The following is a 16,167-nucleotide window of genomic DNA, read 5'->3' as shown; positions in this document are numbered from 1 at the left end:
TCCGGTGCGAACCGTAAGACTGATCGACCCGGCGCTGCAGCCGGGAGAGTGCCGCATCGTCCCGGTGCTGGCCGACTACGGGCTCGACACCCGGGTCGAGGTCGGCCGGGACGTCGAGCTCCCGGACGAGGTGGCCGGCGAGCCACCGACCTGGGAACCGCGGACCACGCACATGACCGACCCCGGCCGAGGCCTGCTGGCTCAGCACGACGTGTGGATCGACCCCGAGCTCGGCCCCGCCGATCTCTCTGCACCGCGAACGGAGGCCTGACGCATGGCCAACAGGATGGAACACCAGGTCGGCATCAAGGCCGAAAGTTCTTACAACACGCCGGTTACCGTTGATCGGTTCGTGCCGTACCTCGACGGCACCGAGGGCAACTGGGACACCCGGCAGCGCCAGGGCCAGGGCGTCATGGTCAGCACCCGCCGTGGGTTCCGCGGCGATCGGCGCGTGCTGCCCATCGGTCAGGGCGAAGTCGTCATCAAGGCCGAGGCCGGGAGCCGGCAGTTCGGTCTGCTGCTCGAGGCCGCCGCAGGAGCGGGCACGGTCACCGCGATCACCGGCGGCAGCCTGCAGCTTTTCACGCCGAGCATCCCCGGCACCGTGATGCCCAAGTCGTACACGATCCAATTGGCCAAGGTGCGCAACGACGGCACGGTCGACACCGAAACCTTCGGCGGCTGCACTGCGGTTTCGGCGGAGATCGAGTGCCCCGAGGACGACATCCTCACGGTGCAGGTGACTTTCGACGCGCGCTCGTATCAGACCGGAGTGCCGCTGGCAGTGGCGTCGTACACCGCTGCGTCGTACCTCTTCGACCACTCCCAGGGCGCTGCGGGGGTCGGCGGCACCCTGGTCGCGCCGACCACCACCACGCTGGCCAGCGGCCTGACTCCGTTCGGTGCGATCCGCTCGTGGAAGCTCGAGTGGGAGCAGAACGCGGACATCGAACGGTGGGTGCTGGGCGGTCGCAACCAGCCGACTGTGGGCATCCTCGAGCCCGAGTTCACAGCCGACGTCGAGTACAACGACACGACCCTGCGCACGGCATATCTGGCCGGCACCGGCCTGCCGGTCACCGTCACGCACACCACTACCGAGGTCGTGGGATCCGGCAACAGCCAGCTGCAAGTGGCGATCCCGCAGCTGTTCCTCGAGAGCCCGGTCACGCCAGGGATGGCGGACGAGACGGCAGTCGTCGGCATCACCGGCAAGGTGACCTACAACAACACCCACGATCTGTTCTACATCGGCTACCGGACCGCGGACACGGCACTCTGATGGACGTCGAGCTCACCCCCTCGAAAGAGTTCGAGCGGGTCATCGCTCGAATGAAAGGCGCACCACCGCAGATCAAGCGCACGCTGTCCAAGGAGATCAAGGACGCGACAGCCCCGATCGAGCGGGCCGCGAAGGCGAACATCAAGGGCACACAGGTGCGAGGGGTCCGCGGCGGTGGCGCTGCTCAGCGCGGTGCCGCCAACGCCGCCCGATCCAAGCGGGGCGCGACCGGGAAAACCGGCCTACGAGAGTCAATCGCCAAGGGCGTCACCCGCAAGATCACCTACTCGGGATTCCGGACCGGGGTCCGCGTACGGGTCGACGGGAAGTACCTGCCCGAGTCTCAGCGGGCCCTGATCAGGGCGACGAACAAGGGACAGTGGCGCCACCCGGTATTCGGCAACACCTCCGCCTGGGTCACTCAAAAGATAACCCCGGCAGGGTGGTTCGACCGGGCAGTCAGCGAACATGGCCCGGCCGCCATCAAGAGGATTCGAGAAGCGGCGCGAAAAGCGCTGCAGGAACTGGAGAAATAGCGTGGTCGCGATTCACTTCACGTATAAGCCCGACGGCAAAGAGTACGTGATGATCGAAAGGCCGACCGTGGGCGAGGTGCTCTGGGCGCAGCGGCACCTCGACCTCGACTTCGCCGAGGTCGGGAACGGAACCCGTGCTCTGATGTCCTGCTTCTTCGCGGTCCGCCGGCAGAACAAGACCCTGACCGCCAAGGCGTTCGAGCGGCTTGCCATCGACGATTTCGACATTCACGTGCCCGACGACCTCGCCGAAGACGACGAGACCGAAGACCAGGGCGAGGGCGAGCCGGACCCTACGGCCGGGTCGGCGCCGGCCGACCCCGCGGGAACTCCCGCCAGTACGAGTTCCGAGCAGCCGACGAGTACGCCCGCCTGAGGGCGGAGTTCCTCGTCGACCTGGCGTACCACTTCCACCTGATCCCCCGCGAAGTCGACGAGCTGCTCGTCGACGAGTTCGACGCGTTCGTCAGCACGGCGAAAGAACTGAGGAAGGCTGACAAATGAGCGAGAGCCTATCCTTCGACCTCATCGTTCGGGACCACTCCGACCGCGGCCTCAACAAGTTCGCCGACAACCTCGACCGGGCCGGCCGCAAGGCGAAGAAGGCCGGCGCCGACTCGAGCGAGGGCCTCGACAAGGCCGGGGACAGCGCTGAGAAGGCCGCGTTCGAGTTTAAGGCGCTGGCCGTGGCTGGCGCCCTGATCGGCCCCGCGATCGTGCCGGGCGTGGCCGCGGCCGTGCCGCTGGTCGTCGGGCTGACGGGGGCGCTGGCCGGGGCCGGCGCGGCCGGGAAGCTCTTCGGTGCCGTCTTCACCTCGACCCTCGAAGAGGTGAAGGAGTCAGCAGACGATCTGGATTCGCTGCAGGAGAAGATCGACGCTGCGAACCAGGCTGCGGCATCTGCTACGCAGCGAGGCGACGGCGAGGCCCGGACGGCCGCACTCAAGGCTCAGACGAAGGCGCAGCAGGAATATGCCGACGCCCTGGCGCTGATGCCGCCGAAGCAGCGTCAGGCGGTGCAGGAGTACCGATCGATGGCTGCCGCGTGGCAGGGGTTCGTCGACAAGAACAAGCCGGCCACGTACGGGATCCTGAGCCAGGGGTATGGGCTGATCAAGGCTGGGCTCGCCGAGGCTCAGCCGCTTTTCGACGTTGCTGCCCGATCGGCCGGCGGATTCCTGGACAGGCTGAAGGAGTGGGCCGACTCGGGCGGCCTGAGGGATCTGGTGCTTTTCCTGTCGGCGCAGGCCACCGGAGCGTTCGCGAGCTTCGAGGTAATTCTGCGGAATCTGGCCCGCGGCTTCGGCCCTCTGTTCAAGCTCTCTGCGGGGCAGGGACAGGGCTTTCTGATCTGGCTGACCCAGATGTCCGGGAAGCTCGCCGCGTTCGGTCAGGGTGGCGGTTGGACCACGTTCGTCAGCTACACCAGCTCCCAGGGCCCTGCCCTCATGTCGCTGCTGACGTCGATCGGGACGTCGCTGGTGACTCTGGTTCAGGCGGTCACGCCGCTGGCCCCTGTGTCCCTCGCGATCGCGGGGGCCCTGGCTCAGCTCATCGCTGCGGTGCCGCCGCCGGTGCTGACCGCGATCGTCGCGGGATTCGTGGCGTACCAGGTGGCGATGGCCGCCTACAACGGCTACGCGACCCTCGCCGCTGTGGCCACCAAGGTCTGGACGGCGGGACAGTGGCTCCTGAACGCTGCGATGAGCGCGAACCCCATCGGTCTGGTGGTGATCGCGATCGCGGCGCTCGTGGCGATCGTCGTGGTGATCGCTAAGCGCACCACGTGGTTTCAGCAGCTGTGGGCGAAAGCGTGGCCCGCGATCCAGCGGGTCGGAGAGGTCGTCTGGAAAGCCGTTCAGGTCGCGGCTCAGCTCGCGTTCAAGCTCATTGCAGGCTACGTGCGCTTCTACATCGGTACGGTGCGCGCGATCCTCTCGGGTCTGCGAAGCTTCGCCGTAGGCGCCTGGCGGGCGATCTCGACTGCCGCGCAGCGGGTTTGGTCGGCAGTTACCGGATTCGTGCGGACTGCGGTGCAGCGGCATCGGGAGCTGCTGCAGACGATCGTCACGAAGGCCCGCGACATCCTGGGCAAGATCCGCTCAATCTTCAGCCCTAGCGCGCTTTACAACGCTGGCGCGCAGCTGATCAAGGGGCTCACCCGAGGCATCACGAACGCGATGGGCGGTGCCGTCGACGCCGTGAAGTCCGGGCTCGGCCGGATCAAGGGCATGCTCCCCGGATCCCCGATCCGCACCGGCCCTCTGAAGAACTGGAACAACGGCGGCGCCGGCAAGAGGTTGATGGATCTGGTGGCTTCCGGCATCCGGAAGGGCGCCCCGGGAGTCAGCAAGGAGATGAGCGCCGCGCTGACGGTCGCCCGGAAGGGGTCGTCTGTCCTGGCCACGGTGAGCAGGGCAGGTGCTCTCGGAAGGACGAGCGCGACCAAGGAGAGCATCGCCAACCGGCTCGCCGGAGCCCGCGGCGAGATCGCTGACATCACCAGCAGGCACGCACCGAAGAAGACCCGTTCGAGCGTAGGCGGCAGCTCGGGCGGTGGCGGCGGGCTGACGATCAACATCAACGCCCCGTTCGGGACGCCGGAGCAGATCGCGAAGGCGCTCATCAAGGCGATGTCCGAGTACAAGTCGAACGGCGGGTCGATCCCGGTGGGGACTTTCCAAGGTGGGTCGATCTAGTGCCGGGCGTCCTGGAAATTGAGTTCACGAGCGGAGTCTGGACCGATGTCACGGCCTGGACTCAGCCCGGGGTCGAAGTTGAGTTCGGGTCGAGCAACTGGGGCGACGACGGCGGCCCTGGCAGCATCCGGGCCAGCCTCGAGAACTACGATGGCAGGTTCACGCCGGACAACCCGCTGTCCCCGTACTGGGACCGCATTCAGGAGGGCATCCGCTGCCGGTGGTCGATCGTGCACAACGCGACGACCTACCGGCGCGGCGTGTTCCGGATCAAGACATGGGTCGTGAACACCGATACTGATCAACGTCTTTCGACCGTGACCATTACCGCGCTGGACCGGACCGGCGGCCTAGCTCGGCGTGCCATGGACTCGGACACGATCGAGCGGTTCCGGTCAAGCGCGCCCGGCTGGTTCGACGCCTGGCCGTTCATCACGAACGGCCGGCCGCGGCGCCCGCACAACGTCGGCAAGCCGGTCGACGGGCGGAGCTCGGCCACGATGGTCGACCCAAAGGACGGCCGCGGCGCCTGCAGCTACATCGAGCCGGCCGGGCTGGCCGTCGAGGGCGCAGTCGACTTCAGGCCGAACAAGGCTCGCGGGCCCGTGCTGGTCTGCCAGTCGCAGGCCACCAGCGTGAGCCCACTGTTTTCGCTGGGCTTCTGGTTTCGGCTCCCTCTCGGTACGGCCCCTCCCTTGGACGACGTGGGCGTGATCGCGGCCGGTTTCGACGCGAGCTACAACCTGCTGTGGCGGGTCACCCTCGCTAACGCCAACCCGCAGCTGCGTTTCGAGTACGCGTTCACCCCGGCCGGGGTCGCTACCTCCTTCTACGTGATGGACACCGGCCCGGTGGACGGTGCCTGGCACTCCTTCTACCTGTCGGCAAACCCGGGCGACACAACGAATCCCGGCTATCTGGCCTACGACAGCTTCACAGGCGGTTCGTTCGGCGGCCTGGTCCCGGTCGACACGGCGGCCTGCAGCTACATCGTGTTCGCCGGCGACATGAAGCCCAACTTCGCGACCAAGGCCAACGGGGCCGCGGTGGGGAACATCAAGGCGCGCAGCGTCCCGATGTCGGTGGCCTGCGTGATCATGTCGACGGGGGCGGGCAGCGGTTTCGAAAGGTACAGCCAGAACAACAACATCAGCACGGCCACCGACAGGTGGTTGGGCGATTACGCTGTCTGGGGCGGGTTCTCGGCGGCGTACACCGGCGACGGGACCCTCCGGAACGTCGCGCAGGGCTCGAGCATCGGCCAGTCGGTCACGGACGTCGCTCAGGTCCTCGCTCGCACGGTCTCAGGCATGCTGTGGACCCGGTACGCGGACGACGTGGTCGAGCTGATCGACGGCACGCAGATGCGGCCGACCACGGTCAGCCTGACGCTCACGGTCGGCCCGGACGACGACGTCGATGCCGGGCAGGTGTGGCGGCGGGGCGCGCAGGAAAATCCGACCCGACAGACCGTCCAATCACCGCTCGGTGACGGGACTTTCGTGGATTCCGTCATGGAGACAAGGGAGCGCCGCGACGGATCCAGCGTCGATGCCTTCACCGTCTCTCCGGCTGACTCCCGGTCGTTGGCTGCCTGGTACGTGCGCCGGGGCCGTCGGCTCCGGATCTCGCAGTTCGGTGTCGACGTCGGATCGGCGGTGCAGGATCTGTGGTCCTGGGTGCTGACGCAGCTGCGCCCGGGCGTGCGGGTGCGCCTGCAGGGGCTCGAGGCAAGCCAGTTCGGGTACGCCTACAGGGACGTGCACATCATCGGATGGAAGGAAGAGTGGGGCGAGCTCGAGACCGGCACCGGCGGCCTGCAGCAGTCCTGCCGGATCGTCTTCAACACGGTGCCGGCCGACACCCCGGCCGAGCTCGTCTACGACGACGCGGTCTACGGCCGGTACGACTTCGACGGTGTGCAGGCGACCATCGGCGCGATCAGCGCCACCGCGACGGCCCTGACGATCACCACCGCGTCCGGGCCGGTGCTGACGGCCGCAGCCGGTCAGTACCCGCTCTGGCTGCACGTCAACGGCGAGTACATGCAGGTGCCGAGTGCGCCAGCGTCCGCGACCAGCCCGCAGACCGTGACGGTCGTGCGCGGCGTCCTGGGCTCCGTGGCCCGGGCGCACGCGGCCGGCACCGCCGTGCAGTTGTACCCCCAAGCCGGATACGGAGCCTGAGATGCCCATCCCCACACTGCCTTATGTGACTGCGGGCCAGCGGGCCACCGCGTCCGACCGGAACGCAGTGAAGGACTACCTCGATTACCTGCTGAACCCGCCGGCGGTGTCCGCGTACAGGTCGGCCGCGACCGCCACCATTTCCACCGCGTCCTGGTCGAACGCGATCGGCATGGAGACGGAGGACTTTGACCGAGACGGGATGCACGACAACGCCACGTCGAACAGCCGGATCGTTTTTCAGACCGCGGGTCGATATCAGGTCACCGCGCGAATGACGTTCGAGCCGAATGCAACTGGCTTCCGTGCGTGCGAGACGCGCCTCAATGCGAACGGTCTTTACACCGGCGGGTCCCTGATGTCGGAAGCCACTGCGGCAGCTGCCACCGCAGGGAAAAACACTGTTCTAGAGCAGAACTGGTCGCGCGTCTTCAGCGCGGGTGACTACATCGAGATGTTCGCCTATCAGAACAGCGGCGGAAACCTGGGCCTGATCCTGGGCATTCGTCGCACCGGTATTCAGGCCATCCTCATCGGCACAAGCTAAGGAGAGCAGTGCTCGCGAAAATCATTCACGACAGCGGCGAGACGTACCTCGAGCTGTCCGGGGCCAGCGGCGGCAGCGTCGACCCGATCCCGATGACCGCACCGCAGCCCGCCGCGCTGGCGCACCTGCTGACCTGGCTGCTCGGTAACGACTGGGGGTTCCCGGCCGGCGTCGACGGCTGGAACGGCACCGATCCCCTGCGGATCCGCCGTGAGGACGGCGTGCTCACCGAGGGCACGGTCACCGCGCAGGTCGAGGACGGCGTGCTCATGACGCGCATGCACCTCCGCCGGCTGATCCGGATCTCGGGCCCGGACTACGTGGCCGCGGCGAAGGCCTCGATCGATGAGCTCGACCTGTCGCCCGCATACCCCTGGGGCGACTGGGACGGCACCGAGGCCCGTGAGATCGACCGATTCGAGTAGGGAGAGCGATCATGGCTTGGAGAATGGCGAAGAGCCTGGACAAGCTGCTGGCCGAGATCAACGGTCGATCCCCGCAGCGGTCGAAGGACAGCGACGGCGGCATCGGCGACGCCGCGCACGCCAGCCGGGAAAGCGACCACAACCCGTGGGTGCAGGACGCCGGCATCGGCGTGGTGACCGCCCGGGACTTCACAGACGATCCGGGCGCCGGGTTCGACGCCTCGAGCTTCGCGGCCTGGCTGCGCGCGCGCTGCAAGGCCGGCACCGAGACCCGCGTGAAGTACATCATCAGCGACCGGCGCATCTGCTCTGGTACCCGCGAAAACTGGTCGTGGAGGCCGTACTCCGGCCCGAACAGCCACACGAAGCACGTGCACGTCTCGGTGCTGGCATCGAAGGGCCGCTACGACGACGGGCGCAGCTGGGGATGGCAGAGCGCCACCCCGGGGAAGGAGACGATCGACATGGCCGACACGAAGATCGACGGCAAGCAGCTGTTCACCGAGGGCATGCTCGCGCAGACGAAGCTGACCCCGGCCGACGCTGCCGAGATGACCATGCCCGACATCCCGCGCAAGGCGGACGCCGAGGTCTCGCTGCTCTACATCCTGAAGTGGGGCGGCCCCGGGCTCTTCCGGCTCTACAAGCTGCTGCGTGAGGTGCGCACCCTGGTCGCCTCGACCAACGCGCAGCAGGCCGAGATCCTCAAGATCCTGCGGGCCCGCGAGTGACCTTCCCGTCGCCCCCGTTCCCGCCCTGGGCGACGGCGGCCGCCCGCGGCTCCGAGGTCGCCTGCGACGGCCTGCTGATCGTGGCGGCCGTCATGGCCAGCCGGGGCGCGCCGGCCTCGCTCGCGCTGGCCCTGGGAACGCTCGAGTGGCTCTGGCCCGCACTGATCGGCCTAGGCGGCGTGAGCTCGGCGATCGGCACGCTGTCGGGCTGGCTACGGCTCAAGCTCGCGGGCTGCAGCCTCTCGGCCGGCGGATTCATCTCCTGGGCGTGCGCACTGCTGCTGGGCCACTCCACTTCTGGCCAATACGCCCTCGCAGCCGCGCTCATCGCCGCGACCGGGCTGCTTGTCTACCGGGTCGTTGTGACCCTCGCGATGATCCACCTGCAGGCCCGAGGCGGTGCGAGTGTCTCCTGAGCTCGTCGTCCCCCTCGCCGCCGGGGCCGCCTCGGTCCTGGTCGCGGCGATCACCTTCATCTTCGGGCCGACGATCAAGGTGTGGATCGAGCGGCGCGCCGAGCGGGAGAGCCGCGGCGAGGAAGGATGGACCGAGGCCGTCGACGCCCTGAAGGCACAGGTGTCCGGTCTGCGGACCGAGGTCGACGGACTTCGTACCGAGGTGGACGGCCTACGGCGGCAGGTCAGCGAGCGTGACCAGCGCATCGCCGATCTCGAGTCCACACTCTCTGACCAATCACGTTCTCTTGCACGGGCAAACAGCCGGGTGACGCAGCTCGAGCTGTCCTGGCCCCCCGGATTCACGATGCCTGCCCCCGACCCGCACCACCTGTAGGAGGCCTCACCATGTCCAGATCCATCACCGATCGCATCGCGCGCCTGCCGCTGCCCGTCCGGCACGCCGCCCTGGTGCTCGCCGCTGGCGGCCTGTCCTGGGCCGGCACCGAGCTCGTGCCGTGGCTCGAGGGGCAGGCCGAGCTCGGCGCCGTCCTGGCCCTGGCCCTCACCGGCGCACTGGCCGCCGTGACCCCGCTGGTGCAGGGCTACGGCCTCGGGAACCGGCAGACCGACCTGCCGCTGCCCGAGACCGACGGGCCGCTGACTATCAGGCTGACGGCACCGCTGGACACCCCTGACGAGCTGAGCAAGCGCATCACCGCGGCGATGCGCGAGTACCGCGAGAGAGGCGGAAGGCTGTGACACCTCGGGAGTTCACCGACGAGCAGCTCGAGCAGCTGCAGGACACGTTGGCGGCCGCGGCCGCCGGGTGGGCGGCCGGTCTGCAGCCGGCCGACCCGGAGCCCGAAGCGCCGGCCGTGGGCACGATCAAGCCGCGGGTCACGCAGACCACCGAGCAGGGCGTCGCGCTGGCCTGGGAGCCGGTGCCCGGGGCCACGTCCTACGTGCTGGTCCGGGACGGCGTCGACCGGGACGGGCACGGAATCTGGCGAGAGACCCTGACGGCACCGGCGACCGCGCACACCTTCCTCAAGCTCAAGGCCGAGACCCGCTACACGTTCGGCGTTGACGCGATCGGCGCGGACGGGGCCGATCTGGCCCTGGGCGAGATCTCGGTGACGACGTTGCCGGAACCCAAGCCGGTCGATCCGCCGGCCCCGGGCACCCCGGGAAAGCTCGCCCCGGTCGGTCGATCCAAGACCGGCACCAACGTGATCGTGTTCGGGCCGCAGACCCTGACCGAGCTGACCGCGTGGGAACGGAAGTACGGGGTGCAGGTCGACGGGCTGCTCACCTACGCGTGGCGCGAGACCGAGGAACGGTTCCTCAACGAGCAGTTCTGGCGGCAGGCCGGCGAGATCGCGGCGACCGGACGCGTGGTCGTGATCAGCCTGCCGTGGGCGCCGGAATCCGAGGGCTCCGGGATGAACGCGAAGGCCGCGAAGGGCGGCTACGTCGCGCTGCACCGCAAGATCGCGGCGCTCATCCTGAAGTACGGACTCAACCGCGAGAACGTCGTGCTGCGGCTGTGCTGGGAGTACAACGGCGTCTGGTACGCGTGGTCGACCACGAACGGGGGAGCCGCGCTGTTCAAGGCCGCGTGGCTCGTCACGGTGACCACCTTCCGGGCCGCCGGGATCACCAAGCCACTGTGGGCGCAGACAGCGAACAAGGGCCCGCAGACAGCGAACCGGGTCACCGGGGCCGACGTGTTCGTGCCCGGGGCCACGAACATCGTGGGCCTGGATCACTACAACTTCTGGCCGCCGCAGAACGACGACGCGGGTTGGGCGGCCGCGGTTGCTCAGGTGCCGGGGCTGACGTCGCAGCGGGCTCTGGCCTCGGTGATGGGCGCGCAATGGTCGGTGGACGAGACCGGCCCGGCGAACCCAGCGTCGAAGGACTACGGCGGCGACGGCGCAGGGTTCGCCCGCCGGATGGTCGACTACATCCGGAAGAACAAGGGCGCCGGCCTCGCCTACTTCACGATCTACGATCACGAGGGCGCACCGAAGGAGCTCAACCACACGATCGACGCCAACCCGAACTGGCGGTCCGAGGTTCTCGGGGCCCTCAAGTCCGGCTGGTAACTTTCTCTTTCGCAACGAACGACGCCCCGGCCCGCACAATGCGGGCCGGGGCGTTTCGTCGTTTGCCGGTCAGACGTGCGCCGGTTCCGCCGCGCGGTGGCGAGCCCACGCGTCGGCGGCCGCCGCCAGCTCCCGCAGGTGCACGGCCGGTGTCTGGGCGTTGGTCGCGGCGATCCGGTCGGCGGTCCCTCGAGCGAACAGGGTCACTGTGGTCGGGGTGGCGTCGGCCCACGCCGGGACCTGGGCGGCCCACGCCTCGGCCTGCGCCGGTGTGTGCCCGGCTCGAATGAGCCGCACGATCATGAGCGCCGTGTCGATCCAGGCAGCGCCGCGCACCGGCGTGCACCAGTCGACCACCGCGATCCGCCCGTGGGCGTCGTCGACGAGGAAGTTCTTCGGGGTGACGTCCGAGTGCACCAGCACGTCGCCGGCAAGCAGCTCAGGGCTGATGCGGCCGCCCCACCGTTCACCGGCGGTCAGGATCTTGACCGGCGGGCCCGGGGCTGGCGTAGTGGACATCGCTGTCAGGGTGGCCGTGAGCAGGGGCAGGTCGGCCGAGTCCGGTGCGATGTCGACGTGGCGGCCGGGCGCGCGGTCGAATCCAGTCACGAGCCAGCCGCTGGCGGCTACCTGCCAGCGCAGACGCGGGGCGAGATCGCGCGGCACGTGCGGGTTCAGCACGGCCTCGCGGCGATGCATCCACGCCTGCGGGTTGTCGATCGCGGTCCCCTTGCAGAAGACCGAGCCCGTACGCGTGTGCAAGATCGCGACGAGGTCAGAGGACGACCCGGCAGCCACATGCGTCACCTCTCGCAGATCGCCGACGTGTTGCTCGATGGCGGATCGAACGTCGGCCGGAAGCTGGTGCCACTGCGTGCGCATCTCGTCCCCCTGGGTGGTGCTGCGGCGTACGGCGAGACTATGCCGTACGCCGCAGCACGGTGGTTACGGCTTGGGACTGTCGGTGCACCCCTGGTGACACTGCGAGCACGACCCGGTGCCGCTGCCGTCGCCGCCGGAGTCGCAGGCCGCCTCGCCACGCCACAGGGGCATGTCGATCGAGTACCCGGCCTGCCGGATGGCGGTGATGGAGTCGGACAGGCGCGGTGCTTCCGCCGGCCGGGGCTCGCCGCTCGGCAGATCATCCGGGATCGGCAGAGTCTCCGTGTCGACCGGCAGGTCGTCGGGCACATGGTGGATGAACCGGCCCGCGACCTGATCGCAGAAGGCCTGATACTCCCTGGTGTACAGGATGAACGTGTGCCAGCCGATGTCGACGAGGTCGCTCGGCCCGATTGCCCGGTCGGTGACGGCGCAGGTCCCGAGGAATCCGAGGGCCTGGTCCATGATGCGCTCGGGCATGCCTTCGGCGAGCTCGGGGTGCTCGGCCCGGATGCGGGCGGTGAGCCTCTCGAAGAGCTGATCCGAGATCAGTGTCCGGCCGACCCGCGAAGCGGGGGCGTCAATGATGGTCATCTGTCTTCCCTTCGGCGTGGATTTGCTTGTGTGGCCACACGTAAGAGATTGGATCAACGTAACTTGTTTCACAACAGCCATTTTTTATGAGTGCAGTGCGAAACCAGTGTCGTTTCAGATGGTTTCAGAGCGCACAGCGAGGGGACGGGCCGCTCAAGTGCGGTCCATCCCCTCGCTGTGACGCTGATGCCCCGTCAGCGTCCCGTGCTCCCGCTGGGCGTCCGGCATCATCCGTGTGCCGGGGGCGGGCGGGCTCAATTCGCAGGGACGGGCCCGAGACTCCCGCTGGGGCCCGTCCCTGCCGGCGTCGGTCGCCCGGATCGCGACGCCCTTCACAGCCCCGCAGGCAGCCCCCGTCGGCCTGCAGGTGGTGGGTCCTCCCGCGGGGGGCGCCGAACGTCAGGCGCGCCGTCGCGGGAGGTCTGACCGCTGCCCCGACATCTGGGCGGGAGGGACGTGCCGGGGCAGCGGGGTCTAGTAGCGCAGCTCGACGCTCATGATCGAGGGCGCCTGCGTGTCTCGACGGAACTCAGCTTCACGCACGCCCTCGACCTGGCGGACCACCTCGAGCGCGCGCTCCTGGTCGCCGCGCGTGCTTTGCAGGATTACCTCGAGGGAGGAGCTGCCGATCCCGGCGGGCGCCACGAGCAGCGGCCGCACGCCGGCCGCACGCAGGTGCGCCTCGACGTCGTCGCGGAGCTGCTGGATGCGCAGCTGGTCTACACGCCGCCTCGGTGCCGCAGTCACGACAGGCGCCGGGTGGACACTGCGGCGGGGTCGCCCTCGCGACGATCAGCCAGACCACCGGTGACCATCCAGCCGAGGACGTACTGACGCACGAGCTCGCCGGCGGGGCAGATCGCTCGGCGTCGGCAGCGCTTGCAGCGTCCCATGTCGTCGGCCGGATGCTGCTCGAGGACCTCGACCACGGCGGTGAGCGCATGCCGAGCTCGACGCCGGCCGACGGCGGGGTCGACGTCATCCGGCAGATCGACCGGGGACGGTTTCGTCTCGTCACGCAGCCGTGCAACGACGTTGCTGATTTCCTCGATCATCGACAGCCGCAGGGCGAGTGCACCAGCGGCGGGCGGCGGTCTGGTGTCGATTCCAGTTCTAGCGCCAGCCCTTTCGGGCGGCATTGCACTTGCACTTCCCCGTGTAAGCATCCCCGCTACTCCCCTACGTCCAGTAAGTTCGTGCCTACAAACGGTTGCGCTTGGGGCAACAGAAAAACAACCCAACAAAATGTTGGGTAATCACGGCACACTGAAAGCCACGGATGGGACCAAGGGGGCACCGGTGAAGGCCACAACCAAGCACGTCTCACTCGCTCAGCGCCAACTCGCGAAGCTACTGAAGGAGGCACGTGAGCACGCCGAGCTGACACAAGAAGATGTCGCCGGCCTAATCGGCATGCACGAAATGACGATCTCACGCATCGAGAACGCCCACACCTCCGTGAAAACTGGCCAAGTCCTCGAGATGGCAAGGATTTACAAGCTGAGCGACTCCGAAGCAGACGACCTGCTCGCACTGGCGCGGGGTGCTAAGGATCCCGGCTGGGCAGATCGGTACCGCGACGCCATCCCGTCCCCTGTGTCGATGCTGGCCGATCTCGAGGCTGCGACGACCGGGCTGCTCGACTACGCCCCGGAGATCCTGCCCGCCCTGCTGATGACACCGGCCTACGCCGAGCACCTGATCAACCTGGACTCGCGTGCAAGCGCTGAGACACGCCGTCAGAGGCTGTCTTTCCGCCTCGAGCGACAGCAACGCATTTTCGCCCGCCAGGACCGCCCGACGTTGCGGTTCGTGCTCCACGAGGCCGTGCTGCGGGCCCGATTGAGCTCTCCGCAGGTGATGTCCGAGCAGCTTGCCCACCTGTCGCGCCTCTCCCGACAGAAGGGCATCGAAATCCGCGTGTGGGCCTACTCATGCGGCCTGCACCCGTGGATGACAGGTGCATTCACGGTGCTGCAGTCCGACGGCAGATACCCGCATGTGGTCTACACAGAGTCGGCGCTCGAAGGGAGGTACTGGGACATCCCGAGTCAGGTCGAGGAGTACGCCCGCCTTTTCGGCGTGATTCGCCGAAAAGCAATCCCGCTCAAGGAGATTCAGGAATGACGGCAGACGCCCCCGATCCCTCTACGTGGATCAAGGCTCAGAAGAGCGCTCAAGCGAACAGCTGTGTCGAGATGAGGCGGACCGCCAACGTCGAGGTGCGAGACACCAAGCAGCACGGGCACGGCCCGACGCTGCACCTCAACGGCACCGCATTCGCAGCTTGGGTGGCCGGCGCGAAGGCCGGCGAGCTCGACCACCTCGCCTGAGGCTGAGGCTGAGCGAGTAGCACGACGCACATAGAAGGGCCCCGACCGCATCCCGCTCGGTCGGGGCCCTTCCTGGTGCAGTGTCGCTACATCAGCAGCGGACTGCCGTCATGTGGACGTCTTAACGCGCTTCTAGGGGTGGCGTAGTGGCGCTTCACAGGCGCAGAGTGCATTCTCATTGCGGCTCGTACCCTCCTTGGGGGTCTCGGTGCCAGCGGGTCGCCGGGGGTCCAGCCTGGCGGCCCGCGCTATTCGCAATTGTCGTAGAGATCTTGAGTCAGGCCGGAATTGAGCGCAGGACCGGCCGCCGCACGAATCTGGTCGCTGCGCCCTCGAGCGCCTGGTCGGCCCGGGCGGTGTTCGCCCGCACGTACCGCTGCGTGGTGCTGATGCTCGCGTGCCCGAGCACGATCCGCAGCTCCTCCATCGACAGTCCGCACGTGTTGTGCAGGTAGCTGGCGGCCGCATGCCGCAGCTGGTGCGTCGTGACCCCTTTCGGCAGTGCGCCGCCGACCAGGTGGCCGATGCGGTCGGGGCTGAGGTGCCGGCCGTGGAACTGCGGGTGCATCGGTGAGCAGTTCGGGAAGGCCCACCCGAACTGCGGGTGGGCCTGTGACCGGATGCGGTCGCCGATCACGCGCGGCACCTGCACCTCCCGCTCCTTGCCCCCCTTGCCCTTGATCCACAGCTTGCCGGCGCGCAGGTGGTCGACGTGCACCCCGGCGATCTCAGCACGACGCAGGCCCGGCACCGCGCCGAGCATGATCGCGAGCCAGATGCGCTCGTCAGCCCGGTCGAGGGCCCACTCGATCTGCTCGTCCGAGGCCGGCCGCGGCACGCCCATCGGCACCCGGACACGAGGCAAGCGGTCGGCCGGGTTGACCGGGATGGCCCGCATGTCGTCGGCGGCCGCCAGGGCGTACACACCGACCACCGTGGAGCGGATCGAGCGCCGGTACTCCGGCGACCACCGGGAGTTGGCCATGAAGCTCAGCAGGTCCTGCCGGGTGGCGTTCAGGGGGCTGCTGTACCCCGCGGCCTCGAGCTCGCGCTCGAGTTTGCGCAGATGGACGCTTCTGACCCGGACAGAGCCGGGAGATCCCCCGGCGGCGAGAAGTTCCTCACGGTAGGCGTCAGTGACACGAATCCATGTCGATTTCGTCATGCCCCTGACTCTCACTCAGACCGCCCTCGCCTGTATAGAGATCATCGAAATTTTTCGTACACCTGTTCGAATGCTCACCCGTTTGGTGACTTCGACCTCATCCGTTCGGAGGGGTATGACCGGGGCAATCGGGCGATCTACTGGACCATCGGCGCCCGAATACGTTGGAATCGAGCGGGATTCAGATATCTTCACTACCTGCAAGGATGAGTAACCGCAGGGTTACTGGTTCAAGTCCAGTGGGGGGAGCCAGCGAAGGGACCCGACAGGGTCCCTTT

20 protein-coding genes are annotated in these 16,167 nt (G+C 67.9%); 15 read left to right on the top strand and 5 right to left on the bottom strand.

The genetic code is table 11. The features are described from left to right. Nucleotides 1-4 precede the first annotated feature (4 nt). From J2S57_RS18985 to J2S57_RS18925, 13 genes are all read left to right on the top strand, one after another. A complete protein-coding gene (locus tag J2S57_RS18985) occupies nucleotides 5-271 on the top strand; it encodes a hypothetical protein (protein WP_307244820.1) in 267 nt (88 codons plus the stop codon). A gap of 3 nt (nucleotides 272-274) precedes the next feature. Next, a complete protein-coding gene (locus tag J2S57_RS18980) occupies nucleotides 275-1,285 on the top strand; it encodes a phage tail tube protein (RefSeq protein ID WP_307244818.1) in 1,011 nt (336 codons plus the stop codon). Beyond that, a complete protein-coding gene (locus tag J2S57_RS18975) occupies nucleotides 1,285-1,821 on the top strand; it encodes a hypothetical protein (protein ID WP_307244816.1) in 537 nt (178 codons plus the stop codon). The genes J2S57_RS18980 and J2S57_RS18975 overlap by 1 nt, the downstream gene beginning before the upstream one ends. 1 nt (nucleotide 1,822) lies before the next feature. After that, nucleotides 1,823-2,197, top strand: a complete 375-nt coding sequence (locus J2S57_RS18970; RefSeq protein ID WP_307244814.1) for a hypothetical protein — start codon at nucleotides 1,823-1,825, stop codon at nucleotides 2,195-2,197. Nucleotides 2,198-2,321: 124 nt separating this feature from the next. Continuing rightward, complete coding sequence (locus J2S57_RS18965; protein WP_307244811.1) at nucleotides 2,322-4,520, top strand: phage tail family protein; 2,199 nt, start codon at nucleotides 2,322-2,324, stop codon at nucleotides 4,518-4,520. Between the two features lie 365 nt (nucleotides 4,521-4,885). Beyond that, complete coding sequence (locus J2S57_RS18960; RefSeq protein WP_307244809.1) at nucleotides 4,886-6,706, top strand: hypothetical protein; 1,821 nt, start codon at nucleotides 4,886-4,888, stop codon at nucleotides 6,704-6,706. Nucleotide 6,707: 1 nt separating this feature from the next. Continuing rightward, the gene (locus J2S57_RS18955; protein WP_307244807.1) at nucleotides 6,708-7,253 is read left to right on the top strand and encodes a hypothetical protein; all 546 of its coding nucleotides are present in this window, start codon (nucleotides 6,708-6,710) and stop codon (nucleotides 7,251-7,253) included. A gap of 8 nt (nucleotides 7,254-7,261) precedes the next feature. Next, entirely contained in the window at nucleotides 7,262-7,678 is a 417-nt protein-coding gene (locus J2S57_RS18950) for a hypothetical protein (protein ID WP_307244805.1), read from the top strand. Nucleotides 7,679-7,689: 11 nt separating this feature from the next. Beyond that, nucleotides 7,690-8,409 (top strand): hypothetical protein, encoded by a 720-nt coding sequence (locus J2S57_RS18945; RefSeq protein ID WP_307244803.1) that lies wholly within the window; start codon nucleotides 7,690-7,692, stop codon nucleotides 8,407-8,409. Continuing rightward, nucleotides 8,406-8,825 carry a hypothetical protein gene (locus J2S57_RS18940; RefSeq protein ID WP_307244800.1) on the top strand — a complete coding sequence of 140 codons (420 nt, stop codon included), beginning with the start codon at nucleotides 8,406-8,408 and terminating at the stop codon, nucleotides 8,823-8,825. The genes J2S57_RS18945 and J2S57_RS18940 overlap by 4 nt, the downstream gene beginning before the upstream one ends. Further along, nucleotides 8,815-9,201 (top strand): hypothetical protein, encoded by a 387-nt coding sequence (locus J2S57_RS18935; protein ID WP_307244798.1) that lies wholly within the window; start codon nucleotides 8,815-8,817, stop codon nucleotides 9,199-9,201. Before J2S57_RS18940 ends, J2S57_RS18935 begins: the two co-directional genes overlap by 11 nt. Before the next feature lie 11 nt (nucleotides 9,202-9,212). Continuing rightward, a complete protein-coding gene (locus tag J2S57_RS18930; RefSeq protein ID WP_307244796.1) occupies nucleotides 9,213-9,566 on the top strand; it encodes a hypothetical protein in 354 nt (117 codons plus the stop codon). After that, nucleotides 9,563-10,915 carry a fibronectin type III domain-containing protein gene (locus tag J2S57_RS18925; RefSeq protein WP_307244794.1) on the top strand — a complete coding sequence of 451 codons (1,353 nt, stop codon included), beginning with the start codon at nucleotides 9,563-9,565 and terminating at the stop codon, nucleotides 10,913-10,915. The genes J2S57_RS18930 and J2S57_RS18925 overlap by 4 nt, the downstream gene beginning before the upstream one ends. Nucleotides 10,916-10,984: 69 nt before the next feature. Here J2S57_RS18925 and J2S57_RS18920 read toward each other — a convergent pair whose 3' ends face one another. From J2S57_RS18920 to J2S57_RS18905, 4 genes are all read right to left on the bottom strand, one after another. Then, entirely contained in the window at nucleotides 10,985-11,677 is a 693-nt protein-coding gene (locus tag J2S57_RS18920; protein ID WP_307244791.1) for a phosphotransferase, read from the bottom strand. A gap of 183 nt (nucleotides 11,678-11,860) precedes the next feature. Next, nucleotides 11,861-12,391 (bottom strand): glycine-rich domain-containing protein, encoded by a 531-nt coding sequence (locus J2S57_RS18915; protein WP_307244789.1) that lies wholly within the window; start codon nucleotides 12,389-12,391, stop codon nucleotides 11,861-11,863. Nucleotides 12,392-12,865: 474 nt separating this feature from the next. Further along, nucleotides 12,866-13,138 (bottom strand): hypothetical protein, encoded by a 273-nt coding sequence (locus tag J2S57_RS18910; RefSeq protein WP_307244787.1) that lies wholly within the window; start codon nucleotides 13,136-13,138, stop codon nucleotides 12,866-12,868. Further along, on the bottom strand, nucleotides 13,135-13,446 hold the full coding sequence (locus J2S57_RS18905) for a hypothetical protein (protein WP_307244785.1): 312 nt from the start codon (nucleotides 13,444-13,446) through the stop codon (nucleotides 13,135-13,137). Before J2S57_RS18905 ends, J2S57_RS18910 begins: the two co-directional genes overlap by 4 nt. A gap of 244 nt (nucleotides 13,447-13,690) precedes the next feature. Here J2S57_RS18905 and J2S57_RS18900 point away from each other — a divergent pair, with 244 nt between their 5' ends. Both J2S57_RS18900 and J2S57_RS18895 read left to right on the top strand, forming a co-directional pair. Beyond that, nucleotides 13,691-14,518, top strand: coding sequence for a helix-turn-helix domain-containing protein (locus tag J2S57_RS18900; protein ID WP_307244783.1), 828 nt, complete (start codon nucleotides 13,691-13,693; stop codon nucleotides 14,516-14,518). After that, nucleotides 14,515-14,724, top strand: coding sequence for a DUF397 domain-containing protein (locus J2S57_RS18895; protein ID WP_307244781.1), 210 nt, complete (start codon nucleotides 14,515-14,517; stop codon nucleotides 14,722-14,724). Before J2S57_RS18900 ends, J2S57_RS18895 begins: the two co-directional genes overlap by 4 nt. 277 nt (nucleotides 14,725-15,001) lie before the next feature. Here J2S57_RS18895 and J2S57_RS18890 read toward each other — a convergent pair whose 3' ends face one another. Beyond that, nucleotides 15,002-15,889: a tyrosine-type recombinase/integrase gene (locus J2S57_RS18890; protein ID WP_307244778.1), complete on the bottom strand. Its 888-nt coding sequence runs from the start codon at nucleotides 15,887-15,889 to the stop codon at nucleotides 15,002-15,004. Between the last annotated feature and the right edge of the window lie 278 nt (nucleotides 15,890-16,167).

This window comes from Kineosporia succinea, assembly GCF_030811555.1.
GTDB lineage: Bacteria > Actinomycetota > Actinomycetes > Actinomycetales > Kineosporiaceae > Kineosporia > Kineosporia succinea.
Note: the sequence above shows the minus strand (reverse complement) of the source record. Positions and strands in the feature narration are given on the sequence as shown.

Bases quoted from the DNA above. Each gene is read 5' to 3' on its own strand.
- J2S57_RS18965 (WP_307244811.1), top strand. From the start codon at position 2,322: ATGAGCGAGAGCCTATCCTTCGACCTCATCGTTCGGGACCACTCCGAC.
- J2S57_RS18905 (WP_307244785.1), bottom strand. From the start codon at position 13,446: ATGATCGAGGAAATCAGCAACGTCGTTGCACGGCTGCGTGACGAGACG.
- J2S57_RS18980 (WP_307244818.1), top strand. From the start codon at position 275: ATGGCCAACAGGATGGAACACCAGGTCGGCATCAAGGCCGAAAGTTCT.
- J2S57_RS18915 (WP_307244789.1), bottom strand. From the start codon at position 12,391: ATGACCATCATTGACGCCCCCGCTTCGCGGGTCGGCCGGACACTGATC.
- J2S57_RS18960 (WP_307244809.1), top strand. From the start codon at position 4,886: ATGGACTCGGACACGATCGAGCGGTTCCGGTCAAGCGCGCCCGGCTGG.
- J2S57_RS18895 (WP_307244781.1), top strand. From the start codon at position 14,515: ATGACGGCAGACGCCCCCGATCCCTCTACGTGGATCAAGGCTCAGAAG.
- J2S57_RS18955 (WP_307244807.1), top strand. From the start codon at position 6,708: ATGCCCATCCCCACACTGCCTTATGTGACTGCGGGCCAGCGGGCCACC.
- J2S57_RS18975 (WP_307244816.1), top strand. From the start codon at position 1,285: ATGGACGTCGAGCTCACCCCCTCGAAAGAGTTCGAGCGGGTCATCGCT.
- J2S57_RS18930 (WP_307244796.1), top strand. From the start codon at position 9,213: ATGTCCAGATCCATCACCGATCGCATCGCGCGCCTGCCGCTGCCCGTC.
- J2S57_RS18890 (WP_307244778.1), bottom strand. From the start codon at position 15,889: ATGACGAAATCGACATGGATTCGTGTCACTGACGCCTACCGTGAGGAA.
- J2S57_RS18945 (WP_307244803.1), top strand. From the start codon at position 7,690: ATGGCTTGGAGAATGGCGAAGAGCCTGGACAAGCTGCTGGCCGAGATC.